23 protein-coding genes are annotated in these 24763 nt (G+C 34.1%); 7 read left to right on the top strand and 16 right to left on the bottom strand.

Features of this window, described 5'->3' with window-relative positions:
• Nucleotides 1–2: 2 nt before the first annotated feature.
• Entirely contained in the window at nt 3–353 is a 351-nt protein-coding gene (locus tag HHL23_RS05145) for a hypothetical protein (protein WP_169233744.1), read from the bottom strand.
• A gap of 250 nt (nt 354–603) precedes the next feature.
• On the opposite strand from HHL23_RS05145, the gene HHL23_RS22720 reads away from it, so the two are divergent.
• The 3 genes from HHL23_RS22720 to HHL23_RS05135 all read left to right on the top strand — a co-directional run bounded on the left by HHL23_RS22720 (nt 604) and on the right by HHL23_RS05135 (nt 1687).
• Complete coding sequence (locus HHL23_RS22720) at nt 604–738, top strand: hypothetical protein (RefSeq protein WP_262889212.1); 135 nt, start codon at nt 604–606, stop codon at nt 736–738.
• 212 nt (nt 739–950) lie between these two features.
• Nucleotides 951–1193 (top strand): hypothetical protein, encoded by a 243-nt coding sequence (locus HHL23_RS05140; RefSeq protein ID WP_169233743.1) that lies wholly within the window; start codon nt 951–953, stop codon nt 1191–1193.
• Between the two features lie 83 nt (nt 1194–1276).
• Nucleotides 1277–1687, top strand: a complete 411-nt coding sequence (locus HHL23_RS05135; RefSeq protein WP_169233742.1) for a 5-fold beta-flower protein — start codon at nt 1277–1279, stop codon at nt 1685–1687.
• Nucleotides 1688–1880: 193 nt separating this feature from the next.
• Here the strand turns inward: HHL23_RS05135 and HHL23_RS05130 are convergent, their stop codons facing one another.
• Nucleotides 1881–2048: a hypothetical protein gene (locus tag HHL23_RS05130; RefSeq protein ID WP_169233741.1), complete on the bottom strand. Its 168-nt coding sequence runs from the start codon at nt 2046–2048 to the stop codon at nt 1881–1883.
• A 1129-nt stretch (nt 2049–3177) separates the two neighbouring features.
• Complete coding sequence (locus HHL23_RS05125; protein WP_169233740.1) at nt 3178–3324, bottom strand: hypothetical protein; 147 nt, start codon at nt 3322–3324, stop codon at nt 3178–3180.
• A 110-nt stretch (nt 3325–3434) separates the two neighbouring features.
• Between HHL23_RS05125 and HHL23_RS05120 the strand changes: the two genes are divergently transcribed.
• Entirely contained in the window at nt 3435–4259 is an 825-nt protein-coding gene (locus tag HHL23_RS05120; RefSeq protein WP_169233739.1) for a hypothetical protein, read from the top strand.
• Nucleotides 4260–4317: 58 nt separating this feature from the next.
• Here HHL23_RS05120 and HHL23_RS05115 read toward each other — a convergent pair whose 3' ends face one another.
• Both HHL23_RS05115 and HHL23_RS05110 read right to left on the bottom strand, forming a co-directional pair.
• On the bottom strand, nt 4318–4971 hold the full coding sequence (locus tag HHL23_RS05115; RefSeq protein ID WP_169233738.1) for a hypothetical protein: 654 nt from the start codon (nt 4969–4971) through the stop codon (nt 4318–4320).
• A 321-nt stretch (nt 4972–5292) separates the two neighbouring features.
• Nucleotides 5293–5514, bottom strand: coding sequence for a hypothetical protein (locus HHL23_RS05110; protein ID WP_169233737.1), 222 nt, complete (start codon nt 5512–5514; stop codon nt 5293–5295).
• A 111-nt stretch (nt 5515–5625) separates the two neighbouring features.
• Between HHL23_RS05110 and HHL23_RS05105 the strand changes: the two genes are divergently transcribed.
• Nucleotides 5626–6156, top strand: coding sequence for a hypothetical protein (locus HHL23_RS05105; protein WP_169233736.1), 531 nt, complete (start codon nt 5626–5628; stop codon nt 6154–6156).
• An 896-nt stretch (nt 6157–7052) separates the two neighbouring features.
• On the opposite strand, the gene HHL23_RS05100 is transcribed toward HHL23_RS05105, so the two are convergent.
• The 8 genes from HHL23_RS05100 to HHL23_RS05065 all read right to left on the bottom strand — a co-directional run bounded on the left by HHL23_RS05100 (nt 7053) and on the right by HHL23_RS05065 (nt 17510).
• Nucleotides 7053–8039 (bottom strand): hypothetical protein, encoded by a 987-nt coding sequence (locus tag HHL23_RS05100; protein ID WP_169233735.1) that lies wholly within the window; start codon nt 8037–8039, stop codon nt 7053–7055.
• Nucleotides 8032–9624, bottom strand: a complete 1593-nt coding sequence (locus tag HHL23_RS05095; protein ID WP_169233734.1) for a hypothetical protein — start codon at nt 9622–9624, stop codon at nt 8032–8034. The genes HHL23_RS05100 and HHL23_RS05095 overlap by 8 nt, the downstream gene beginning before the upstream one ends.
• 131 nt (nt 9625–9755) lie before the next feature.
• On the bottom strand, nt 9756–10625 hold the full coding sequence (locus HHL23_RS05090) for a hypothetical protein (RefSeq protein ID WP_169233733.1): 870 nt from the start codon (nt 10623–10625) through the stop codon (nt 9756–9758).
• Nucleotides 10626–10675: 50 nt separating this feature from the next.
• Nucleotides 10676–11158 (bottom strand): hypothetical protein, encoded by a 483-nt coding sequence (locus HHL23_RS05085; protein ID WP_169233732.1) that lies wholly within the window; start codon nt 11156–11158, stop codon nt 10676–10678.
• Nucleotides 11155–12822 (bottom strand): hypothetical protein, encoded by a 1668-nt coding sequence (locus HHL23_RS05080; protein ID WP_169233731.1) that lies wholly within the window; start codon nt 12820–12822, stop codon nt 11155–11157. Before HHL23_RS05080 ends, HHL23_RS05085 begins: the two co-directional genes overlap by 4 nt.
• A gap of 254 nt (nt 12823–13076) precedes the next feature.
• The gene (locus HHL23_RS05075; RefSeq protein WP_169233730.1) at nt 13077–13682 is read right to left on the bottom strand and encodes a hypothetical protein; all 606 of its coding nucleotides are present in this window, start codon (nt 13680–13682) and stop codon (nt 13077–13079) included.
• 10 nt (nt 13683–13692) lie between these two features.
• A complete protein-coding gene (locus tag HHL23_RS05070; RefSeq protein ID WP_169233729.1) occupies nt 13693–15534 on the bottom strand; it encodes a PAAR-like protein in 1842 nt (613 codons plus the stop codon).
• A 92-nt stretch (nt 15535–15626) separates the two neighbouring features.
• Nucleotides 15627–17510 (bottom strand): type VI secretion system Vgr family protein, encoded by a 1884-nt coding sequence (locus tag HHL23_RS05065; RefSeq protein WP_169233728.1) that lies wholly within the window; start codon nt 17508–17510, stop codon nt 15627–15629.
• A 643-nt stretch (nt 17511–18153) separates the two neighbouring features.
• On the opposite strand from HHL23_RS05065, the gene HHL23_RS05060 reads away from it, so the two are divergent.
• The gene (locus HHL23_RS05060) at nt 18154–18825 is read left to right on the top strand and encodes a hypothetical protein (protein WP_169233727.1); all 672 of its coding nucleotides are present in this window, start codon (nt 18154–18156) and stop codon (nt 18823–18825) included.
• A 561-nt stretch (nt 18826–19386) separates the two neighbouring features.
• Here HHL23_RS05060 and HHL23_RS05055 read toward each other — a convergent pair.
• Nucleotides 19387–20175 carry a PhzF family phenazine biosynthesis protein gene (locus HHL23_RS05055; RefSeq protein WP_169233726.1) on the bottom strand — a complete coding sequence of 263 codons (789 nt, stop codon included), beginning with the start codon at nt 20173–20175 and terminating at the stop codon, nt 19387–19389.
• A gap of 178 nt (nt 20176–20353) precedes the next feature.
• Nucleotides 20354–22756, bottom strand: coding sequence for a hypothetical protein (locus HHL23_RS05050; RefSeq protein ID WP_169233725.1), 2403 nt, complete (start codon nt 22754–22756; stop codon nt 20354–20356).
• 265 nt (nt 22757–23021) lie between these two features.
• Here HHL23_RS05050 and HHL23_RS05045 point away from each other — a divergent pair, with 265 nt between their 5' ends.
• The gene (locus tag HHL23_RS05045; RefSeq protein WP_169233724.1) at nt 23022–23963 is read left to right on the top strand and encodes an alpha/beta fold hydrolase; all 942 of its coding nucleotides are present in this window, start codon (nt 23022–23024) and stop codon (nt 23961–23963) included.
• 248 nt (nt 23964–24211) lie between these two features.
• Here HHL23_RS05045 and HHL23_RS05040 read toward each other — a convergent pair whose 3' ends face one another.
• Nucleotides 24212–24751 carry a DUF3575 domain-containing protein gene (locus HHL23_RS05040; protein WP_169233723.1) on the bottom strand — a complete coding sequence of 180 codons (540 nt, stop codon included), beginning with the start codon at nt 24749–24751 and terminating at the stop codon, nt 24212–24214.
• Nucleotides 24752–24763: the final 12 nt, after the last annotated feature.

The raw sequence follows: 24763 nt of genomic DNA, 5'->3' as shown, positions 1-24763 counted from the left end.
AATTATTTTTTTAAGTTAAATGCTGTAAGTATAATAGTTTTGTAATCAAATTTATTAATGGCATCTTCCGTATATCCATTTTCCATAAGAAGTTGTTTGCATTTTGGCAGTAATTTCATTGCCATATCTTTTTGCACTTCCTCTTTAGTTAAGCCGGAAACAGAGGAATGATAATCCTTTGTTGTGAAATGTTTGAGAAGATTATCGATTTCTTGCTGAGTTTTGCTTACAGATTTCTTCGATGTTACCACCTGATTCTGGTCTTGAACTTCCTTTTCTTGATGAGAATCGTTTGAGCAACTAGTAAAAATTAGTATAGTTGCACAAATTAATGTAAAAAGTAATTTTTTCATAAAAATATATAATTTGGTGTTAATAAAGTGAAGATAATGTATATTATCGAAATATAAACATTGTTTATTAGCTTTATTATTAATATTTTACAAAATTAGTATTTTTTCATTTAAAATGTGTGGGAAAAAGCCCCGACCATAGCCGAGGATAAAACTAATAACCATGAAACTCAAATAAACATCACTAGTCTTTTCTGCTGAATAATTAATCTTTTGTATACTCGGAAACTAAAATTATAAAACCGATAACATGAACGAAATACAGATTGAAGGACATTTTGCAATTCCTGTAGGAGAAAAATTTAAACTTCTACCATGTAAAGGGATAGAACTTAACGAGGTTAAAATATATTTAGATTCAATTTATAATTTTTCAAAGAAATGAAAATCAGACACGTTTTAGACGGGCCAGAAGATTATTTGTCGATTGACAAAGCAAAGATTTTGAATGAGAATTTTTTCTACTGGCGATCAAATATTATGAGATAATGCAGGATCTCATAATGGAAGTTTTAGGAAGTATTTAGTAGCTTTTATAATTGTTTTTATTGTTGAATTTTGTTATATATAAGGAACCACTCAAATGTGGGAATTAATATGAAAATAAAAATCCTTAACGGAACTCAAGAATTCAATCTTTATTTCAATAATAAGGAAGATCTACAAAAAGTTCACGCTCAAATCGTAGAAGCAGTAACTGACCCAAACAATACAAAAGGAGCACACTATTTACGAGATGGTGACTCAAAACTATTTCCATCCTTATTTTTGAAAAAAGGCTCAGATTATAAATCCAAGCCTAACTTTTTAACTTACACACTTCGCGGGATAGTGTCTTAAGTGGCGCTGTTTTTTTTAAAATGAATCGCTTTTTTAAGACATCAAAAAAAATAAAAACAATAACCATTTAAAATTTTAAAATCATGAAAAAAATAGGAGTCATTGGTTTCCTTCTTTTCAGCCTTTCCCTGATAAGTGCACAAACGATAGAATTGGGAAGCCGCAGCACGACAGGCTACATCAAATCGGACGGAACGATTGAAAACAGCAGCCGTTCCACCGTCGGGTACATCAAGTCGGATGGAACCATCGAGAATAAAAGCCGCTCGACCATCGGTTATATCAAAAGTGACGGGACTATAGAAAACAAAAGCCGTTCTACCGTTGGTTATGTTAAAAAAGACGGCACCGTAGAAAACAGCAGCCGTTCAACCATTGGGTATATCAAAGACGATGGAACTGTTGAAAATAGCAGTCGCAGTACTATTGGCTATGCCAGAGGCATTAAAAAGGAGTGGGCAGCCGTAGTGTATTTCTTTTTTAAGTTAGATTAGTTATAGATTAAAGCATCGCTTTAAAACCTCTATTGAGATTATAAATACTAAGGTGAAGAGTGGTGTAGAGAATATGAATACCACTCAGGGCAGAACCAATCTTAATACGAAAGATGTATAATTACGACAGTCCAGATGAAGTTTATTATTGCGCCACCTATAGATAAAAATAACCCCTGTTAACGCAGGGGTTTTATGTTGGCAGCATAATCATACGCTGAAGAAATATGTTACGATCGTCGATTGACAGATTCAGGATCCTATCAACATCATCCCGCTTATTTCCGTTATGTCCTCCGGTTCGGATGTGTTTTTCTTTTACGACGTCTAATATCTTATTTTCGGGTTCTTCTATGTCCATGAGACAATATACTACTCTTTGAAGATATCAATTAAATCAATTTCGATTTACGATTCCTCAGTTTTTGGCTTAAAGTTTCTCCCGACACCTTGTCTCAGAAAGGTAATTTTCCCCTGTGTTTGCTTGGCTTTTTCAAGAACTTCCATCGCTCTTGTTCGTTCGTTCATTCTGCCTGCATGGGTTATACTCCCTTGATTTTCAATTTTTTTCATGTTACAAGATAGTGAAAATAATTGACAAAAGCAAATAGTAGACATTCCCCCAGATTCTGGGCAGTGATTTGTTGTGGGTCGCCGTAATTAATTTTAGTCAAGGTTATTGATGATCAATTTTACATTTATCCAATGGTTTGTATGGGTGTATCGTCATCTTGTCTATTTACTGTTTCTTGGAAAATTAACCTTTGAAATATTTAATTTTATAGTATCCATAATATTTTAGGTTTTTATTTTAAATCATTTATTCGAGAATTGTTCTTATCCTTCAAATCGAATTTAAAAGAATTACTATGAAAAAATTAACGAGAGAAAATTAAAATCAACTTTTGCAGCTGGAGGTATCGACGGTAGTACTGGTGTAGGTTTAGAGCCGACAGACCCAACAGGACCCGCTTGTGGAGGATCACATGGTCCTAATAACGATTACATTTGCTGTTATCATCAGACAGGAAGCTATTGTACGAGCAGATATTGTGACGCTAAGGTCCCAGCTACCGCACGATTGTATCGTGTGGCTTTGGCTTTTAGATTATATTATTATAATGTTTAATTTATAATACTAAAAACCAAAGCCACACGATACAATCGTGCGGTAGGGGGAGCATAACCTCCTCAGGGGAGTATGACAAGGGGCTGCACTCCCTTGGATAACGGTCTGAAGGCTGTTCGGAAGTCTCTTTAGCCTCTTACATAACCGGTTCTACCCCCTTGGGTAAGGGGGGTCGGCCCGTTCCTCAAGGGGGTAGAGGCCGTTGGAAAGACCCTCCAGAGGGTTGGTGAAATGCTTGTAGACTCTTCGGAAGTGCCTATAGGCTTTGTGTTGGGGTTTTGTTGATGTTTAGATTTTTTAGAATGTTTGATTTATAATGCTAAAAACCACACGAAATGATTCGTGCGGTGGCGGGGTGAGATTATTTTGAATCTCCAGGTTTGTGCTTGTGAGGTTTTAAATCCGGATGTTTTGGCTTTACTTCCGGTGTAACTCTTCTTCTTCTGTCAGGGGTTCCGTCAGGCTTATTGGGCTTTGGACCCGGCTTAATTGCTTTAATTTTTTCCATAATAAAATTTATTTAATATACTAAATTTAAGGTAATTTAAACTTCTTACCTTACGGAAAACCGTAAGTAATATATTGTAATCTCCTTTATTTTTATATAAATAACTTAATATGATACTAACCTTAATTAACATATCATTTGGTATTGGTGAATTTTTTTCAACAACATTCTTAATCTTAATTATTTTATCATTCTGTGTTTATCTGTACAGGATTTCTAAAAAGTATCAGAAATCTAAATATGCAATTTCATGTCTTTCAATCATATTAACTTTACATTTAGTAGTCTTTCCTTTTCTATATACCTTAATGCTCAAAAGTAATCCAGCTAGTTTTGAATTTAAAACTGCTATTCGTGATAGTCGAAAACAAGTGGTGTTTAATGAGTGGCTTGATGACTCTAAGAATATTCCTTATGAGATTAAATATCTCGAAAATATTAAATCCTCAAATTATACGATTTTAAATAAGTCATTAAAAGAATTAAAACAATTAACTTTTACAGACAGTAGTATAATACATTCAGATTTTAATTTTAGTATTCCTAGTAGAAATAATGATCTTACAGCAACTATTTACATATTTGATAAAAGAGGTCTTCTAAAAAAGAAATTATACAAAGGTGGAAGTCAGACTGGATTAGATTCCATGAAGTTTGGAAGTGTAATAAACGAAGATATTAACTACCTTAAAAATGAATTACACTATTATAAAGTTAAAAAAGCTGAATTAGATAGAAATAATTTTTGGACTTATGCAACATTACTTCCTTATAGTATATCTTCAATATTTACGGGGAACATGTCTCCATTAACACCAATGGCAAATATATTCTACACTTTTCATTACATCATAATATATTGTATTGGAATAGGAGTTTTCCTTCACTTTCTAATTATAAACTTGGAATTAATCATTAGAAATCGGAAATCTTAATTTCAATTCTTTTAGTTGAAATTCTGCTATAAAAAGTATAACTTTTTGTTATGTTTTTTTATAATCTGTAGAGTATAATATTGAATTTTTCATATAGTACCTTATAGACGATTTTGTAAATTAATTCTGTACTATCTTCTAAACTAATTACTTTTTTAGGAGGTTGTTGGCTCGTTCTTCCATGTCGTGCAAAATATCCTAAAACTTCATAATTGTTTGCGGTATGTGTGAATATTTTAATATCACTTTCAAATTCTTTTAATAAATCTAATGAATCTTCTTTTTTAAGAAAATACTTAATATCATCATAAATCATATATAATAACTTATAATCAGTATTTCTGGAAAGAAGAAAAAAGAGGTTAGTCAAATACTCACTTTTAATTACTTTAGAGAAGAGGTCGTAAGCTTGATTATTAGTAATGATTTTGGGTGAATTTTTTAATTTTGATATATCAAAGTCTATAAAAAATATTTCAGGTTCATTAATTGGGGCTGCAATAAGTTTTTTAGTTTGAAAATCATATAAGGCGTCAAGTTTAAAGTATTTTTTAGATCGTTTTTCACAAAGTTTAAAAATACCTTCAAAAATTAAAAGAATTTGATATGCCCTTTTAATAATTTCATCTTCATCTTCCAACTCATTGAGAGCTAAGGATGAAAAATAGAATGATTGGTGATGATTATCATCAAATAATTCAGACCAAAACATTGCGTCTTCAGTAGAATTATTTGTAGATAAAGTTTCTTCTACACGAATACTTGATGAAGCTAAAAAAAAAATATTTGTAATCCATAATTTAATGATTGTTAACCTAAAATAGAAATGGGACTTTACTATTTATCAAATTTACAAATGATAATTTATATTATTTTACGGCTTTCCGTAAACAACAAAAATAAAAAGTATCTCAAAATTCGGTATCCGTATTTTCACGGAAATTTAAAAAGATATTCTTAGAAGTTTCAAAAATTTGGACAAAAAAAAATCCCAACTCTCGTCAGGATTTATTAATTATAGTAGTTATATCATTTATATTCCAACCATTTTGAAGAAATTAGCAAGAGTGATATTCTTACCATGACAAATTCGCATGATGGTAAGAAGAGCAATTTGATAGGTTTCATCATCTCTTATTCTTCGCACTGTTTTTTCATCGATGTTATGATCCACTGCAAATTTGCTGTTATTGTTCAGAGGAACAACCCATTCATTCCTTATAAATTCAACAATTTTTCTATTTGCTTCTGTCATAGAAACAAATAAATTACTTATTCTTATAAAAATCTCGGACTCAAATCCGAATGATAGCAAATTTTTATTATATTTATAAAAATATTCCTAGACAATAAAAAATACACACCCATGAAAAAGAACAAAACAGATTTTGACACCCGATTTTGGGCAGTTCGCAGGAAGCACTCCGGACTCCAGCTGATGGAGACCTTTTTTCAATTCAATGACCTGGTTGCATCTAAAGAGAAACTCAACAATATTATCAATTGCGCTGTAAAAAGGAATAGCTGGATCAAAGAAGATCCGTCTGTTATCTTTCACTTTCGGCAGTCGATGCAGTCGTTTGTCCGTGCAGGTTATCTCATCACGCTGAAGGAAAAGAAATGGGTCGTTAATATTCAGCTGGAAAATACCTCTCCGCTGGCTCTTGGCTTGCTTTCGGAGAAGGAATATCGAAATCCTCTGTTGGTTTTTAAAAAAGCATTCAGAGAATACAGCGTACAGGAATTTGATTATTTTATGTCCGGAATGGTTTACTTTTCACTGGGTGTCTATGATAATCTGCCGGAAAGGAATATCATCAGTCCGTACATTCATCTGACTAAAATGCTGGATGCAGCACATCTTATTCTTGAAAGGAGAGGGAAGAAGTACAACTAACGAATAGAAATTTCATTAACGCAAAGGTTTACTATAATCATGCATAGAATAGGAGGCAAAGAAAGAATCAATCCCTGATTGATTTGAAGAAGCGTGCGTTTCAGTCGGCAGCTTCATCAGCGGAGAAACCGCCATCCTTTGCTTTCCTTACAATCATCAGGATCTTAAAAAAAACTTTGCGTTAAAATCTGAATAGAAGTTTCATTAACGCAAAGGTTTATTATAATCAAGCATAGAGTAGTAGGCAAAGAAGGAATCAATCCTTGATTGATTTGAAGAAGCGCGCGTTTCAGTCGGCAGCTTCATCAGCGGAGAAACCGCCATCCTTTGCTTTCCTTACAATCATCAGGATCTTAAAAAAACTTTGCGTTAAAATCTGAATAGAAGTTTCATTAACGCAAAGGTTTATTATAATCAAGCATAGAGTAGTAGGCAAAGAAGGAATCAATCCTTGATTGATTTGAAGAAGCGCGCGTTTCAGTCGGCAGCTTCATCAGCGGAGAAACCGCCATCCTTTGCTTTCCTTACAATCATCAGGATCTTAAAAAAACTTTGCGTTAAAATCTGAATAGAAATTTCATTAACGCAAAGGTTTACTATAATCATGCATAGAGTAGGAGGCAAAGAAGGAATCAATCAAGGATTGATTCGATGAAGCGAAAGTTTTAATCCTTGATTGATTTGATGAAGGGAACGTTTTATCAGGCCGCTTCATCAGCGGTGAAGCCGCCACCCTTTGCTTTCCTTAAAATCATAAGGGACTAAAAAAAACTTTGCGTTAAAAAAAGTGTGATCTTATCTCCGATGCAATTGAATAAAGTATTAAATAAGCGTTCTATCCGACAATTTAGACTTCGGAGAGTGGCGGAAATACGGTATTAGTTCATCCACATGCGTTAATGAAATTCCCTTTTTTCTAATACACCTTCCCGATACCTTTCCGTATAGATCAATGGTCCTTTCTTCCTTGTATTGAATAGGGGTTCTCCTGTTTCTTCATTATATTTTTGCAATAATTTGTAAAATTTCCATGTTCCAACGGGTAAACCATTTTTATATTCGGCTTCCAGATAAGTATACGGATCCGTAAATTCCGGATATTTTTGTAAATCCATAGATCCATTGGATTTGGATTCTATCCATTTTCCTTCTTTATGATGATTTTTCACGATGCCCTGTTCATCATCATTTTTATAAGGACCATCTTTATCAAAGTATCTGGCAAATTTTCCGGAGGGCAGAATCTGGTATTGATGTAAGGGTTTTAAGTGAAAAGGATTTTCAGTCAACTCATAATCTTGCACAGAAATAATATAATTTTTATCGATATCAAATAGGGTATAGTTGGCAAATCCCATTTCTCCCTGATGATTCAGATAGATTCTCTTCATATCGATAAGCTTGCCGTCTTTAGTTGACATTAAATACATTTTTTCAATAAACGGTTCGGCGTAACGAACGGTATTATAGACCGCCATAAAGTACAGTGAATAGTCTCCATAACACAGAAAATGAGAAGCTATTTTAATGTGGTCATATTTTTCATTGACAGTAGTGCCGAATGGCAAAAAAACATCGTATTCTTCAGGAAGCAATACAAGATCTTTTTTGATTATTTTTTCAAATTGTAATGCATTGATTTCCTTCAATTTATTTTCATCCTGTATGGCAGACACAATAGAATCAACGGTGATTCGTTTTGAAATATCTGAATACCCAAATGGCAGACTGATACAATCTGCTTTATTGGTGTTAAAGAGAATTGATCCTTTATCTGTTGAATGTGCTTCTGTGCTTGTTGCCTTATTTTCTGTTTGAGCCTTACTGTAGCAGGAAAAAAGGAAAAACAAAAGGATAAAGCAAGCGATATTAATTTTAGGCATAGATATCTAATATTGGGGTGAAACCGTGAACATGCAAATGATTGTTATGTCTTGGTGTAGCGGTATGGGTGGTATGAGGTAACCTTGTACTGGCATTGTCTGAAGTACTGGCATTTGAAGTGTTGGAAAAATCCTCTGACCGACCTGATCCAAATCCAAAATCAAAAAGAATATTCCGGAGAATGACCTGGTTATCATAATCAAAATTCGCTGCTGTAAGGATCGTATTGACTCCATTTTGCTGAGCCGTTAATAAATTCAAATCTCCCGCTTCTCCATTCACATGTTCTGCACTGGGATAACATGACGCATCAGAATAAGAAAATCCCTGAGACACGATATAATGAGTGTGTCCTTCCTGTCTGAATTGGGCCAATGACCCTAAGAAACCGGCAAATAAATCCGGCTGAATGCTTCTTCTTCTGGTATGCTGAAACCCATACCGGATGATAACGCCATTTTGATTATAATTGAATGCTTCAAAAATCTGTGGCCCTACACCCGCATTCTCTAAAATATCCATATTGACCAGCTCTACATTTCCCGGTTGATTAGCGTACCATTTGTCGGTTGCTCCATCACCAAGAGTTCCGTTAGCATACACCAATAACTGATGTGCATCTATCTGTTCTCCGGCAGCTCTGTTCGCTGTGAAATCTATTGTTTGTGAAAGAGCTCCTCTTTGAGCCAGCGGCGGAATGGTGTTGACTCTTCTTTTTCTGGTTACACTTTCTTTAATTCTGGAACATATCCTGTGTTCATTATCGTTTTGGTCGTAATAAAAATAAATAACTTCAGTAGAATGAGCATTCAGAACTTTTTGAATCCTTCTTCTTCTTGCCGGATTGGCACCAATCTCCTGTAAAGTATTGTACGTATTACTGCCATGATGAATGGTATATATATTTTTATTGACCACTCTGAATCTCCCTCGGTCATCATTTAAGAAAATACCGGCTCCGTTTACTTCTTCCTGTCCATCTCCATAGGCACAGGGATTATTGTCTGCCCTTTCTACCGCCACTTCCAAATTAATGCTGCCATCTGCCAATCTTCTGGTCCAGTCATCAAAAGTAGCTCGTCCGTCAGGCCTTAGTTGTAGCTTAATAATGGCTTTATTGATATGGTCAGCTCGTAAATTAGTGTAATGATCATGGTTACCTTCTCTGTTGTTAAGGGCATCAAAGTTTCCTACCTGTACGGTAAACAACCTCTGTGCTTCATATCGGTCAGGAGATACAAAACGCATTAACTGTAGGGTATCTGTATTTTCCGTCATGGTATTTTCCGAAGGTCTTATCACTGCATCTATACTCAAGTCGGTCATATTGCTGGTCTCTATGATCAGATACACCGTTTTTCCTAATATGGAATCGTATGGGATATTTTGATTCTGATCATCTTGCTGTACATGAGCAGAATCAATTTTTGTAAAATTGACTCTTGTTCCATTGTCTGTTGTGGTTTTCTTGGCAAAATAAACTTCAGTAACGCGCTGTAACGAGTCATCGGGAGTATCCGGAGCCAATGGACCATTTAAGGTTTGGGTTTGCCCTGAATCTGTTATTGTAATACGTGTCGCCATGTTAAGATTTTTCTTTTTTTAATACGCGAGTTTTTGCTATTTCCTGACGGGGATTATCCGAGATTTTATTTTCATGAGGTAAGGCTCAGACATCCAACTGGTCCTGCAGTTCTTCAATCCATCCTATTTTTTTATAGTTCTTCATAGCTTATTTCTTTTATATGATAGATGATTTTCTTTTGGTAGTTTTCTCCCAGGAAAAATTCTATGGTCAGTTTATGCTCCAAAACTTCTTTGGTTTTAAAATCTAACAAAATCTGCCCTTTATATTTGTCCAGTTTTGGAAAATCTGTTTCACTGTTATAAGCTATTTCCTTTCTTTTCATTTCTCCGTAAAACATTTCCCAATTTTTATCAGAAGGGATGTTCCCGGTATATTGTAATAGCAATAATTCATCATCACCACGCATGTCCTGCGGTTGTACACGCTCTTCTATATCTATGACGGTATTGGCCATAAAATTACGGTAGCGTACGCTATACTTTGCATTATTTTCCTGCTCATACCTTCCATAAAATTGATGGAGGATCATTCCAAAATGATTATTTTTTAAAAAATCCTGACCCACTAAATGTTCCTTTTGGTAAAATTCTTTTAAAAATTGGTAAGAATCTTCTGCCTGTTTGCCCACATAGGACTGGGAGAGCTTTTCTACTGTTTTTTCCACTTTATTCTGAAGAACTGACAATCCCTGTACATTTTTTAAGTTTCCATATTCGTCCGTTATAAGCACTACATCATCATTGATCTCTGCAATTCTGGCTAAAAAACCTTTTTCGGACAGTGAGAGTTCCTTATCTCTGTGAACTCTGTCAAAAATTTCGATATGGTATTCAAACCTTTCTTTTTCTAAAAGCTTCAGCGTAACATGAAAGTTTTTGTTGAGCTCGCTTCTATGCGTTTTTCCATTGATGGTGGTATATTCATTATAGGAATAGCGATAAAATTTCTTTCCTTCCAAAAGGTTTAATTTAATATCTATAGGAAATACGGGCTCCATAATTTTTCACTCATTTTACAACTTGTTGCTGCCAATTAAACTATTGTTTTTTACTTAAAAATTACTTTCCCACCAGAGGAAACCCATTGGTTTTTCTTGTTCCATGATCCATCACAATCCTGTTGAAGCTGTTTAATTATTTTTGCTTTTTTTAGGTCAATAATGGCACACGTGTAGTTTTCATGCAGGGTACTGTCTTTAGCACTTTCATGCACATATTCTTTGATGATGCCATCCACTACTACGTATTTTGCATTAGGGGATAGTCGAGAAAAGAGCTCACTTCCGGTACCATTAAATTCACTTCCTTTACCTACTTTTATTTTCTTCTTTTTATTAATGATATGGAGATTATACCATAGTTTCATATTGCTGTTATAGGAAGCATAATACAGTGATAAAGTATCATTTAAAACAATTATAGTGTCTTTCTTTACCGTTTTATTCTGCCCATCATGATGTTTTTGCGAAACCATGTTTCCACAAGTAATAAAAATGATTAGAATTATTAGAAAGGATGTCAATTTTTTCATGATGATAAGTTTGCGTTTTTTTCCATTTTTTCATAGCGTTTATCCATATCTGTACCTCTTCTTTTATTCCCGTAGTCATCAAGAATTTCCTGTTCGTATTTACCGTGCATATCCCCCCACTCACCAGGATTTCTTGATATTTTTTCTAGTTTTTCACCTTCTTTTTTGGCTTTATTTTCTTTGGCTGTGTTAGCATCTTTTTTGGCAAAAAACCGGTCTAATGCAGAGCCGAAATCGTCTTGTACATATCCTGGTCTGTTAATATGATGATCCAATGCGGTTGCCTTACCCAATTTTGATTTTAAATAATCTGACAACTTATATGAATAGCCTGTAGGAGTTAAAGGAAGTACTACCTCTTTTAATCTTTTGATAAAATCCAGCACCTGTTTTTCCTGAAATACTTTATCAATAACGGCATTCACGATCGGTTGCAGAGGCTTACATTCTACTGTTTTTCCAAATAAAGATTCTTTACAATTTTCTCTGATTTTGTTTGATAATGTATTTCCTGTGATTTTCTCCGATTTAGGATCTGCCGGATCTTTATAATAGAGAATCCCGGAGTCCACCGTCCATCCGCATGATACAAATAACTCGTCATATTTTTCAGGATGCTGAGCTTTAAATTCTTCAACTTGTGTGGTAAATTCACCTTTTCCGGTATGATCCACTGTTTTCTGCATGGCTCCAGCCGTTACTATCATTTGTTCACCTGAAAGGTCCCAGTCATAGGATTGAACAGAATCTAATTTGCCTTCATTTTCAGACATTCCCACCAAAATAGCCTTTTCTTCATCTGTAATTTTCTTGTCTTCAATCAATGTATCCCAATCGGAATAATTTTCAAGTTTTTTTGATCCCCAATAGGCGGGTCCATATCTTTTACTATATCGGGTACAGGTAATATCATAATTGTTTCCACAATTACAGTATCTGATCTCAAACCTTTCATTGTCTTTATTTAAAAACTCATGTGTCTCATCCGGAAATTTCACTTCATCCTCTGTTCCTGTTACTTCAGCTTTGAAATATAAGAAGGCATTCTTATCATCTCTTTTATTAAATTTATCGATCAGTTTCTTTAAATCTTCATCACTTTTGGGGCGCATTGTTATTTCTTTGGCGTATACCAATGTTCCATTGATTGTGAATTCAATTTTGTTTTTCTCCTCCTCTCCATCCAAAAACTTGACAGGGTTTTCATAGATGTTTTCAGCATTTTTCAATTTATTTTCATAGATCTCAACCGAAAGTTTGCCGCTTGCTCCTTCACAATTGGCTACCACCCATACTTTCTTTTTAATGGTAGTGCTATTTATTCTCTCGAAATCAAAATCCAGACTGCCATCAGCTTTTTTCGCCTGTACTTCTTCTTCCCAGGTCATTTTTACCGATTCTTTTGCCTTTAATTTTACAGAATCTGCCTGATCTGCCTGGATGTTCCTTCTTCCTTTTTTTTCATACTTCTTTTTGACGTCAGATACCAGACCTCCACCTTTGACCGTATAAGTTTCTTCCTTCGTTTCCCATACCATTTTAGGAACCTGTTTCGCAAAATATATTTTCACCACATTCACTTCATGATCTACCTGGTGCGGTATATCAAAAGTCTTTTGATTGGGATTTACAGAATAATCATCTTTTTCTTGTTCTTCACTCATAACGTTTTATTTTGAGCTGATTATTGAAAATTATTTGAACTATTATACTTTGTTTCCAGGTCATTAATAATTTTTACTTCTTCCAGATTACCTTCTTTTTATCTTTTACAGACTTTACTGTTTTTCCATTTACACTTGTGCTATATAAGGTAGGTTCCTTCTTATTTTTCTATTTCATTTATTATTATGCTCAACAAAGTAAATTTCAAAATTTAGATGCAAAGTGAAATGATTTTATAATGACTCATAAATATTTATTCTTTATCCATTGTCCAAATAGTTTTTTTATCTTCTTCCAATTTTTTTCTATCTTCTTCATATTTTTTTAAACTATAACTATTGTCAACTGGAAAATTATTTTTTTGCATTTCTATAGATTGAAATATTTTGGTAGGATGAATTGGCTTATATTTTTTTATTTCTCTACATCCATTTTTAGGAATACAAATACCAATGCTATCAATCAGATTGTTTTTTTTATTGACAAAATAATTTAATTGGACAAAAAAATTATTTTCATTTTTAATTAAATTTTCTCCTAAAAAATATTTAGAATAATAATTACCATTACTATATCCAAAAATGACCCAGATATGATTTATGTTATTCTTAGGAATATTATCTAAAATCATTTTATGATAATTTTTCAGCTTATCTGGACCTATCTTTGTTGAATCCAGAATATTAATTTTTGATGATTTTATAAATTCATTCTTACTAAAACTTTGAATGAAATCCTTAAAAGGAGTTTTTGTATCATAATGAAAATGTCCTTCCCCTAAAATATCAACATTATAATATCTTTGAGCATTATAACACATAGAGGAAATAATCAGTCCTAAAAAAAGTAGTTTTTTCATATTTTATCTTTTATATTCCTTTTCTCATTTCATCCCACTGCCATTTGTAGTATGCTAATCTTTTATTCCTATTTTTATCTGTTGAATCTTCTACATCTATTCTTACTCTTTCTGAATAATCCATAAAATTATCAGTGTGCCCTTTATAAAATCTATATGGACTGTTATCAAATAAATGCCATAATCCTAAATTATGTCCAAATTCGTGAGCAATTGTAGGATTGTCTAAGGTCTGCTCGGTAAAAAAAACAACAATATTTCCAACCGGTTGCGCTGTTTTAAAATAGGCAAAAGCATCCACATTTATTACTTTAATAGAAAAAGATTCATTTCCTGCCGGGTCCTTTGTAATAAAAAATCTTTCTTCTTTTTTCCCCATTTGAACAAAAATATTTGTAAAAAACATAAATTTATTTTTATCATTTTTGTTTCTTACAGGGTTTTTATTTGTTCCATTTTTTTCATATAAACTCATTAAATCATCTCTGAAAATTTCCAAATTTTCTATATCATTTCCTGCAACTCTTGTAGAAGCTTTTTTAGGAGAGATTTCTAATTCTTTCATTACTGAAGCCTTCTCCAAACTATATTTTTCTACTAGTGTTTTTCCATTTTCCTTATATAATCGTAAATCAAAATCTTCAGGCGCTTTTACTTTACATTGAATCAGAGCTTGATTTAAAACTTTTGAATTTAAATATACCTCCAAATCGCTTCCTCTTTTTCTTTTTAAAACTTTTGAACTATCATCATCGATTAAACAATCTACAATTGTTATATCTATATTTTTAATTTCATTGTTAGCATAGATGAATAATTTTCCTATTTGTTCATTCGTTTTTTGTTTATCTCCATCTTTTAAAACTGCTTTTACTATAATTGCTGTTTCTTGTGATAATGCTTTCTTACATTTTATAATTATCCCTTTTTTAGCTTCTTTTATACTTTTTGCAATTTTAGGAGTGATTTCTACATCAGCATTTTCGCATTCAAAGTGAATTTCTATTTCAGAAGGCTTTTTCACTTTTTCATTTTCTTTAAAATCTTCAAATACTTCGATATCCAATTTGACACCATTTATATGAGGAGAGTTCGGATAATCTATCGGAAATATAGATAACCAGGTACAGTAGTAATCTTTTTGGAATCTAGCAAAAGGTCTATATTGAGTTTTCAGCTCTTCAAAATTTTCACAAAGAGGTGTTTTTGTAGCTTCAGCCTTTCCGTTAGGTTTAGTTCTTATAGGAGTTGGAGGATTGCTATTATTATACAAAACTTTTTCCAATGGCTCAACATATTCTTTTCGTAACCAATCAAAACCATATTCTCCTTTGTAAGAATTTCCTCTCCTGAAATTGACCAAAAACTTATAATCAATTTCAGTTTTTGGTTCTTCTGGTGTTAAAATCCTCTCCACTTTCGGAATCGGTTTCGCCACTGCAACATTAGCCACAGGATCACAAGTGATAAAAGACTCTTTTACCAAAACGGTCTGTTCCTGTACAATAGAGGTTCCCAGATTTTGCCACGGACTTAATTTTATAACGTTCATACAAGGTGGGGGAGGCATGTTTTTGGCAGGCCATTTTGGGTGTCCGCAAGTTCCTTTAAACTGAAGGTTGACCATGTTGTTTCCATCGCCCTTTGTTGCAAATAGCTTATCCTGAAGATTTATTTCGTTGGAGGTAACTTTCAGTTTTCCGGGTGCCTGAGCATAGGGACACTTCAACTTGGCTCCATGCATGACCATTTCTCTTTTTTCTGAAGGAGAATCTTCGTTGGCTTTTTTTTGTTTTTCTGCCCGTTTTTCAGAAAGCTTTTGATCATGCGCTGAAGTATTTTGATCTTCCATGTGTTTATATTTTGGATTTGAGTCAATTGCTGAGGTCGGAACTACATTCGTCGGCAACAATTGAAAATTTACTTTCGTCACCCGTCATACTTTTAGCCTTTACTTACTTTAACGTCTTTTCCTCCTTGGAATACGGCCAATGATGATCCTCTCAGTTTTAAATCACCTTTAGAGGTCTGTATATCAGCTTCTCCGGAAGTGCTTCTAAATTTATTACCGGTGCTTTCTGTTTGGTCCTGTTTAACGGTAACACTTTTATTTTCAGAGGTCTGAGTGTATCTCTTTGTAATGGATTCAGTATGGTCATTTCCAATATGCATGGTGCTGTCTTGTCCAATCTTAGTGGTCATATTCCTTCCCACTGAAATCTGCATATCTTCCCCTGCAGTAAAAGTCATGTTCTTCGGCGCAGTAACATGAATATTGCCCTGACCATCCATAAAATAAGTATTTCCGCTTGGATCTTTTATGGTTACACTTTTTTCTGCATCATTCATTAAAACCTTAATTCCGCTTCTCGTCTGTATAGATTTCAAATGATTGTTCGGGCCTCCGCCTAAGCCTACCTGCCCATGAAACATTCCACCCATGGCAAATGGAAAATCGGGATTGTGGTATTCAAATCCCACCATAACCTGATCGCCAATCTCAGGAACAGCTACAAAACCTCTGTTTTGTGTTATGGCATCTGTTCCCCCTGCGTCAGGGCTCATCATTCTGATAAAGTGGGTCGTATCATTTACCTGCCAGTCAAACCTTACCTGTACTCTGCCCTGATTCAAGGGATCTACATTGGATATAACTGTGGCTACCTGCGGTTCAGCTTTGGGCATTTCAAAATCAGGTTTTGGCATAAAACCAGTGCCTTCAGCGATGGCTTCAAAGCTTCCTGTATAATATCCTCTTGCATCCACTTCGTGATTCACCTCTGTAATCATAAGCGTTGTAAAATGTGAGGTTTCATTGCTGCCGGTCTTTCTCATGGCTAGATCTGCAACACAGCCAATATATAGGAACGGAACTGTGGTTTGTCCTGAAACGGTAAAAACCTCTACTGCTTTACTTCCCCTTGCGCTCTTTTGGGAATCATCTACATCACGGAACATATTAGCATTGATGGGAGTAGGAGTCAGTGACCGGGTTGTAAAAATAGTGTCATTCAGTTCATAAGCCTTGGAAGATAATTCTCCTAAATGTTTTATAGGATCATCAACACCAACCATTTTGGTATGGCTGCTGCTGTTATAGCCAAAGTATTCCGGTTTGGTGTGAACGGCTTTCAGCTCAACATTCACATCATTTACATTGCTTCCATACACCAATAGGATAGGTTTTTCAGAAGAGGGGAGCTTCCCGAAATGAAGGACTTCGCCGTCATAATAGAACTGTTCTCCGTAGGCTTCTGCAATCCTTGTAAGGTAATTGTAGTGGGTTTCGTTGTATTGTGCGCTGTAATTAATATAACTTTTGTTTTGGGTATCTATCCTGAAATCAAATTTGTTTGAGCCTAAGGTCTCCTTGATAATCCGGTCTGCAATAATATTGGTATTCACCCGCTGGCTTCCTCCGAAACTTTGGGTATGTGGAGCAGAATCCATGAGAATAGTGGGACTTTTTCCTTTTAAGATAATATTTCCCAGACTCATTTTTTCCTGACTGAATGCTACTTTGGTAATGAGACCCACAAATGTTCTTTCGGGGCTTTCACTTTCAGCATCTTTATATTTAAAAACAATGGTAATTCTTTTTCCTAAAAACTTTTGAGCTTGTTCAAGATTGTGATTTTGCGCTTCGCCTAAAGAATCATGAGCCAATACCAGTTCAAAGTCATGGTGCTTTCTAGCACTTTGTTGTAAACGAAAGTGCTTAAAGTGATTGACAGCTTTGCCCTCAACCACAATTTCCAGTTTTACCACACGGTTGATCCCCGAAATATGGTTTTCTGAAACTTTATCAGAATTTGAGGTGTTTTTCATAATATATTGTGCGTTTTTTTTGCTATTATGTCACCTAAGTTAGATAAAAAATATACTACTCAATATTAAATTACATTAAATTTATAAAATTGTAGTAAAACTACGATTGACTAAAAATCCTGCTCAGAGTAGCTTTAGATTGATGATCTGAAAAAGTCTTGGAAATTGGGAGAGTTCCAGTCTGGTAATTACGTTTTTTGGAAATATTGTTTTTGCTTGCTTGAAATAAAACCTCCAAAGTTGTGAGAATTTTGGAAAGTGGTATTACGGGTTTCTGTAATTAATATGTTGTAATCACCTTTATTTTTGCGGTAAAAAATTATATGGCACTAACCTTAATTACTATCTCATTTGGTATTGGTGAATTTTTTTCAACAATATTCTTAGAGCCTGTTTAAAAATTAAATTAGAAAAATTTAGCGGATTGCTGAAAAAGTTTATTTTCCGAATTAAATTTTTGTTGCTATAAATCCACATTGAACTAGATTTTAATTATTTATTTAAAACTTTTGTAAACTATTTTATCTCATGTTATTCCTGATCATTTGAGTGAAAATTTAAGTGTGGTATGTATATTGCAATTTTGTAAAGGATTTGATAAAATATGGAAAAAGATTAAACCAACATTTATAAAAAAATTACAATGAAATTTAATATAAAAATTGACAGTGCTTCGACTCTAGACGAGATTGAAAACTACTGGAAAAACGAAGATTATACTAACCTTTTAGGACTATTTGACTTTCCGGATGCTAATACTATAAATGCTGAGAATTTAAAGGAAATGCTTTTTATGGCAATCACCGATTTTGAGCCTAATGAAGCAGCGAAAATTATATTGACTTATAAATTATCAGAAAATTTAAATGCAGGTCAAATCGATCAGATTTCAAATGATATGTTACTGGATAAGATCTGCGAAGAATATCCGGAAATAGATTTGCATTTCGACTTATTTAATATCAATCAGCTCTTATTTAAAGCCTACAACGGTAAATTCCCAAATGCGAAAGCTACACGGGTAAAATTTTCAATAATATCCGTAGATCAAAATTCGGAGGAACTATCGAAGGAAATCATTTTAAAATCTTTCAGCCGTGGACTTTCTGAAAGTAATATTATCAAAAGGCTATTTTCTGAACAAATGTCTACAGATTTGCGTTTTGAAGAAGCTGAAGATATCGTGTGGAAGTTAGATAAAGAGGAAAATAATAATTTTTCCCTGATCACTTCAGAATACTGGTTGAATAAGGATGAAATAATTGCATCAGAATTCGAGGGAGAATGTTTACTAGCAGAAAGTAAGGATCAATAATTTATAAAAACTGATACAAAAAAACTCCTCAATTTCTTGAGGAGTTTGTGGGCCCTGAGGGATTCTCCATAATCTTAATTTTCTCTTTATTCATAGTGTTTTCAAAGTTTTCTTAATTTTTGGTATGCCTAAAAGGGTGCCTTTATTATAAAAACTCCTAACATAATAGAGTATTATAAAACCTGTTGATAGTTTCTCCTTTTAACAATGCATAGTTTAGGCGGCAAAGAAGGAATCAATCAAGGATTGATTCGATGAAGCGAGCGTTTCAGTAGGCTGCTTAATCAGCGGTGAAGCCGCTATCCTTTGATTTCCTTAAAATCATAAAGACCTAAAAAAACTTTGCGTTAAAAAAAAAGAGAATGTAACTGAAATTCAAGTAATTAAAAACTGGCAAATATCTGGAATACTTGCCGAATTTTGATCCCGAAAGGAGGATTTTCGACTATCTTTTTTACAAAAATGAAGTACGTTTGAGCCCAATTAAAAGTGGATAATAAAGCTCATTCTAGCCTTTCTTATGATTGAATGATCAGGTTATACAGCTTGATCAAAATAACATTATTCTATCCACAGATGTCCCATAGAATAGGTTCTGGCTTTACCTGCCATAATCACTCTTTCGTTTTTGTTTTCACAGTAGAGCTGGCCGCCTCTTTGGGAGAACTGACGGGCAAAAAGCTTATCTTTTCCCAGTCGGGAGGACCAGAACGGAATAAGCGAGCAGTGTGCAGAGCCGGTAACGGGATCTTCAAGGATGGATGACTGTGGTGTAAAATATCTTGAGACAAAATCACTGTCAGTACCCGCTGCTGTAACGATAACGCCCCCTGGATCCAGATTGATAAGGTCAAAAACAGACCTTTCAATTTTGATATTTTTTATGTCTTCTTCAGAATCATAGACCAGAATGTAATCTCTTGACTTGAAGACTTCTTTAGGTTGTATATTGAGTGATTTGGAAATAACATCCGGAAGCGTAGAGATTTCAGGCATTCTTGATGGGAAATCCATATAATAAAATCCACCTTTAACATCAACGGTTAATTCACCGCTTTTAGTTTCAAAAACAATTCTGTTGTTCTCATAATTTAAGATTGAAACTAAGCAATGAGCTGTGGCAAGGGTGGCATGTCCACATAAGTCCATCTCTATTTCAGGAGTAAACCATCTCAGATGAATCGTATGGCCATTATCAATAAAGAAAGCAGTTTCTGCTACGGCATTTTCACTGGCTATCTTCAAAAGTGTTTCGTCCGGTAACCAGTTTTTTAAAGGAACAACACATGCAGGGTTTCCATGGAAAATTTCATCTGTAAAGGCATCTATTTGATATAATTCTAACTTCATGATTAATACAATTTCGGTCTGTAACAAAGATAGTTTATTTTTCATGTTACTCTTCCGGGAGCTGTCATTTTTTCACGAGCTGTTCATGATAATCCTGACTGATTTTGGGGTGTTGGAATGAAATTAAAAAAAGCCTTTCAAGAGAATTGAAAGGCTTTTTTTAATACAGAAAAATATATTATTTAAAGATTTCCTGATCATAAAGAAGATTGTCGTCTTCATCAAAACTTATGATCAGTACTTTATATTGTTTTGCACTGTCATTATTGAAAAATTTAATTCTTGGAGGAACATAATCGCTATCGAATAAATTGGGATTCCAGTAAAGTGTTTCCCGGGTATCATTTTCAATTTTCTTTGCAGGATCATCATTATCCAGCATTTCAATAGGAAATTCCGAAGGTTGATCATATCCTTTTATGACAGATGAGTTGTTCTTCGGTGCTTCTTTTTCATTGCTTTTAGATTTCATATTACCTTTCATGGTATAGACGAGTACCGCATCACCTATTAATCCTGCTCCTTTAATAATTTTTACCATAGCAATATTGCTTACAGGAAGGTTGGCAATCATTGAAGCATCAGTAAGGGTTTCATCTAAATACAGCTTAGCTTGGTGGCCGCGAATATAGGGTACGTTGACCCCTGAATTATCTCTTTGAAATGTTAAACCGGCAGCTCTTCCCTGTAGCCAGTCTAATATATTATTTGACCCGGCAATATGCTGGTCTTCATTGACGAAGTCAAATACAGTAGAATTCATGGAACTAAACATTCCGGTGGATAGTTGTTTGTCTAACTCTTCTTTTGGATCCTGCTTTTTTCCTACTAGTTTTACTTCTTCAATCTGTACATCAATATTGTTGGTTTTTTTACTGTTTTTCTGAGTATTGATGGCTCTGGATATGTTTCGAGAAACGGTTTTATTTTCACCGGATTTTACCAATGTATATTTTGTACCCGGGAAATTGCCTTTGAATGATGTGGGAGTGACTAGTGGTTCTATGGTGACAAATAAATTATCAGTACTTGATTCTTTATTATCTTGTGAATTGACGAATAATGAAACATCCAAAGGTTCATCATAGTTAAGATTATTTAAATAAATGAATCCGTTTTGATCCGTTTTAAATTGATTAATCACAGGTTCACCGTTACCTAATTTCAATAATAAACTTACGTTGGTATTGATCAGTTGGGAACCATTTTTAATAGGTTTTACCCTGTAAGAAAGAAATTTTTGAGAATTGGTTTTAAGGGTTGGTACAGATCCGCTAAGTACGGAATTCCAGTCAAATCTTTGCCAGCTTTCAGAAATAAGAAGAGCATCCAATGCTTCGGTATTGGCATTTTTAGAAAAATATTGCGCCGGGCTGTCTATTTTTGTGGTAAAATCTCCCGTCAACCAAAGTCCGCTCAGAATATTTTCTTCTTCCGGATTCTGGGTGCCATTATCCTCACTGACCAAAACAGTATAATTTTTAAAATAGGACTCCGGAGAAAGATCAATGCTATTGAAAGATCTTGGGGTTTGTTTTATGTTCTGACCTACAATTTCCGCTTTCTCAATCTTTAATTGACCGGGTTTTATAAAGCAAAGTCTTTGGGCAACCAGATTGTCTTGTTCATCAAAAATGGCTAATTGTAAAATACCATTAGCTCCATTGCTGATTTTTGTAGGAATAAGACTGGTAGCTTCATTGGTTACATTGTTAATATTGGCTTTGTAGGCAAGGTGGTTGTTGATCGTTCCTACAATTTTATAATTTTGAAACTGCTGTTTTAAGTTGACACCTTTTAAAGTATATTTAATCCCTTCTTTAGCGCTGTAAACTGCTAAATTGAGACCACTTTCTGCGACTTGTGGAAGATCTATTGTTTGACTTTTTCCTGTATTGTCCTGAATGATAGCCTGGTATTTTTTTTCTGAAGCTGGAGTTATTTTAAAAGAGGCGACATTTTTATCAAAAGATTTAAATGTAGTAATAGGGACATTGGGGTTTTGCGTATCTATTACTTTTCCGGTCCAGTTTTCCGGCAGGGAAGTATGGGTTGATAATCTTACAGCGAATTTCGTAGGCATACCATTAATGAAAGTTCCGCCTTCCGGAAATGCTTTGGTGGACCATTCATAACTTTTAGAAATCACTAATGATTCAGTGGAATCAGGATTGTAAACCGGAATAGTTTTAACAATCTGAAAATCTTCGTTAAAATTGTTCATGTAAGGCGTATAAGCTCTTACAAAATAAATTTGTTCAGGAAGGTTTTCTTTCAGCTGAAAATCTCCGCTGCCTTCACCATTGGTGAGAAGTATCGTTTTCCAGTCGATTAATTTTTTATCAGAATTATACAATTCAACAAATAGAGTAGTAGATAATGCAGAACGGTTATATCCATCAAATACAAAACTTTTAAACCAGATTTTGTCACCAGCCGCATATTGTGATTTGTCGGTAAGTAAGTATACTTTCTCTTGCTTGTAATGATCCTCAAGATTGGTCAGTGCTTTTTCTAATTTAGTTTGTGCCAGAACAGGTTGTATAATGGAAAGAAGTAATACATAGAATATATTTTTCATAGAAATCTTAGCGCATTTTAATTCGGTACTAATTTACTCATTTAAAGACTTCGGAAATTGATATTTAACTTCTTATTTCAGAAGAAACAGATAAGATTAATAATATCTTCAGAATATTACTGGTGCTTTTCTTAATCCTATACACCGCTAACATTTTGCACTGGAATTCAGCGAGGTATTAAATTGATGAAATCTGGGTTATGTATTTAAAAATTCATTAATATTGTTTAATACATATGCGTGTTCTTATACCAAATCAAAAAAGATGAAATCCATAATAATATCTGTATTTATTACTTTTTTTTCAATAACACTTGTTTTTTCGCAGACTTCTGAAAGAAAATTTGTATCCATTAACAATAAGCAAATGGCCTATAAAACTTTTGGACTTGATGAAAGAAAAGCTAATGAACCAATAGTAGTCTTTGAAAGTGGTCTCGGTTCGGGAGGCGGAGGCTATGGAAGTTTGTTTCCTTTCATTCAAAAAAGTTTTGCAGGGATAGTTTATGATAGGAATGGGATTGGAGAGTCAGAAATCGATACTTCCATAAAAACAGATGAAGATGTTATAAAAAGGCTTCACGATTTATTGGCAGCTTTAAAAATAAGCCCGCCTTATCTATTAGTAGGACACTCTATAGGCGGACCGTTTATACGTTTTTATGCCTCAATGTATCCAAATGAAATTTGCGGCTTGTTTTTCATAGATCCGACAGATTTTATGCTTACAAAAGACGAAGACAATAAAGTGAAAATAAACACATCAAGCTCTACAGGCTATAGGGGATTATTTGTGATAAACCTTAAAAACATCATAAATGATACCTCAGCATCAGATGGTTTTCGAAATGAAGCAAAGAGAGAGCTAAATGAAAGTTCACCGGAATTCTTTAAAAAATATAAGTCCTTACAACCCCTTAAGGACATTCCTGTAACCGTAATGATTTCATACAACAAGCATATTGAACATTATGAAACAGAAATGAACGAAAATCTGAAATTAGGGATCAACTTAATCCCGTGGTGGAAAGAGTTGGATCAATTAAGAATAAACCATTATGCAGAGATGATAAAAAATAACAGCAATAGCCGGCTTATCTTGTTGCCGCGTTATAGCCACGGAATACATCAGCAAGACCCCAAAATTGTAGCAGAAGCTTTGATTGATGCATACGGAAACTGTCTGACTTCCTCAAAAAACAAGTAAAAAAAACAGCGCCTACAAGAGTTTTAAGTTAGGGTCGCTATTTACAAAGCCAACGGCTATCACAATTAACGTTAATTCTATTGAACTTTTGACTTAAGACTTGGCTAAACTTTTTCTATGTATTGGTCAACATTTACAAAAACAAATCCCAACCCCACTCGTTGGGATTTTATTCCTTCTTCTGTTTTGTACTGTATCCACCGCAAACAAAAGCCTTGTTATGCTTTAGTTTTTAGATAGAGCTGATATTAAAATCGATAGCCAATACTCAATCCATACTTTGCAACCACGCCATGATCTGTTTTGTCTGCATTGAACAAAAGTTTTCCGTAGCCTGCGTTGGCTTCAAAAACCAATCCTTTTTTTGTGACTAGTTTATAGCCAAGGCCTGCACCCAGGGCAACATCATAAACATCTTTGTTTTCAGTGAATGTCAGGTGGTCTGGTGAATATACCTTTTTTCCATCAATGGACGTAAACGCTCCAAATCCTTCGACAAAAAAACCGGAAGCGTATTTTTTGCCAAAATAATATCTGTAATAAGGGGAGATGTAATAATTCGTATCCTCATCTTTTGTGTGATCATAAACAATAAATGCAGAGATCCCCAGTGATGAATTTTTGTTGAGGTGCCGTTCAAAACCTACTTCGAAAGCGCCGGATAACGGCGAGATAAGATTCAGTTTAATTTCTTTTTTTTTCTGATTAGGATTTGAATCATTTTCATTTTGAGCCTTGACAGTATAAAAAGCAAACAAAATGATGAGTAGCAAAAAGCTCTTTTTCATAAAAAATTTAAT

It is taken from the genome of Chryseobacterium antibioticum (assembly GCF_012927325.1).
In the GTDB taxonomy this organism is placed as follows: domain Bacteria; phylum Bacteroidota; class Bacteroidia; order Flavobacteriales; family Weeksellaceae; genus Chryseobacterium; species Chryseobacterium antibioticum.
The sequence above is the reverse complement of the archived record's forward strand: the minus strand, read 5'-3'. Positions and strand labels throughout refer to the sequence as shown.

Excerpts from the sequence above, each read along its gene's own strand:
- HHL23_RS05085 (WP_169233732.1), bottom strand. The coding sequence starts at position 11,158 with ATGAAAAAATTGACATCCTTTCTAATAATTCTAATCATTTTTATTACT.
- HHL23_RS05120 (WP_169233739.1), top strand. The coding sequence starts at position 3,435 with ATGATACTAACCTTAATTAACATATCATTTGGTATTGGTGAATTTTTT.
- HHL23_RS05100 (WP_169233735.1), bottom strand. The coding sequence starts at position 8,039 with ATGCCTAAAATTAATATCGCTTGCTTTATCCTTTTGTTTTTCCTTTTT.
- HHL23_RS05115 (WP_169233738.1), bottom strand. The coding sequence starts at position 4,971 with ATGTTTTGGTCTGAATTATTTGATGATAATCATCACCAATCATTCTAT.
- HHL23_RS05055 (WP_169233726.1), bottom strand. The coding sequence starts at position 20,175 with ATGAAGTTAGAATTATATCAAATAGATGCCTTTACAGATGAAATTTTC.
- HHL23_RS05105 (WP_169233736.1), top strand. The coding sequence starts at position 5,626 with ATGAAAAAGAACAAAACAGATTTTGACACCCGATTTTGGGCAGTTCGC.
- HHL23_RS05070 (WP_169233729.1), bottom strand. The coding sequence starts at position 15,534 with ATGGAAGATCAAAATACTTCAGCGCATGATCAAAAGCTTTCTGAAAAA.
- HHL23_RS05065 (WP_169233728.1), bottom strand. The coding sequence starts at position 17,510 with ATGAAAAACACCTCAAATTCTGATAAAGTTTCAGAAAACCATATTTCG.
- HHL23_RS05060 (WP_169233727.1), top strand. The coding sequence starts at position 18,154 with ATGAAATTTAATATAAAAATTGACAGTGCTTCGACTCTAGACGAGATT.
- HHL23_RS05040 (WP_169233723.1), bottom strand. The coding sequence starts at position 24,751 with ATGAAAAAGAGCTTTTTGCTACTCATCATTTTGTTTGCTTTTTATACT.
- HHL23_RS05140 (WP_169233743.1), top strand. The coding sequence starts at position 951 with ATGAAAATAAAAATCCTTAACGGAACTCAAGAATTCAATCTTTATTTC.
- HHL23_RS05145 (WP_169233744.1), bottom strand. The coding sequence starts at position 353 with ATGAAAAAATTACTTTTTACATTAATTTGTGCAACTATACTAATTTTT.
- HHL23_RS22720 (WP_262889212.1), top strand. The coding sequence starts at position 604 with ATGAACGAAATACAGATTGAAGGACATTTTGCAATTCCTGTAGGAGAA.
- HHL23_RS05075 (WP_169233730.1), bottom strand. The coding sequence starts at position 13,682 with ATGAAAAAACTACTTTTTTTAGGACTGATTATTTCCTCTATGTGTTAT.
- HHL23_RS05050 (WP_169233725.1), bottom strand. The coding sequence starts at position 22,756 with ATGAAAAATATATTCTATGTATTACTTCTTTCCATTATACAACCTGTT.
- HHL23_RS05110 (WP_169233737.1), bottom strand. The coding sequence starts at position 5,514 with ATGACAGAAGCAAATAGAAAAATTGTTGAATTTATAAGGAATGAATGG.
- HHL23_RS05090 (WP_169233733.1), bottom strand. The coding sequence starts at position 10,625 with ATGGAGCCCGTATTTCCTATAGATATTAAATTAAACCTTTTGGAAGGA.
- HHL23_RS05135 (WP_169233742.1), top strand. The coding sequence starts at position 1,277 with ATGAAAAAAATAGGAGTCATTGGTTTCCTTCTTTTCAGCCTTTCCCTG.
- HHL23_RS05095 (WP_169233734.1), bottom strand. The coding sequence starts at position 9,624 with ATGGCGACACGTATTACAATAACAGATTCAGGGCAAACCCAAACCTTA.
- HHL23_RS05080 (WP_169233731.1), bottom strand. The coding sequence starts at position 12,822 with ATGAGTGAAGAACAAGAAAAAGATGATTATTCTGTAAATCCCAATCAA.
- HHL23_RS05130 (WP_169233741.1), bottom strand. The coding sequence starts at position 2,048 with ATGGACATAGAAGAACCCGAAAATAAGATATTAGACGTCGTAAAAGAA.
- HHL23_RS05125 (WP_169233740.1), bottom strand. The coding sequence starts at position 3,324 with ATGGAAAAAATTAAAGCAATTAAGCCGGGTCCAAAGCCCAATAAGCCT.
- HHL23_RS05045 (WP_169233724.1), top strand. The coding sequence starts at position 23,022 with ATGAAATCCATAATAATATCTGTATTTATTACTTTTTTTTCAATAACA.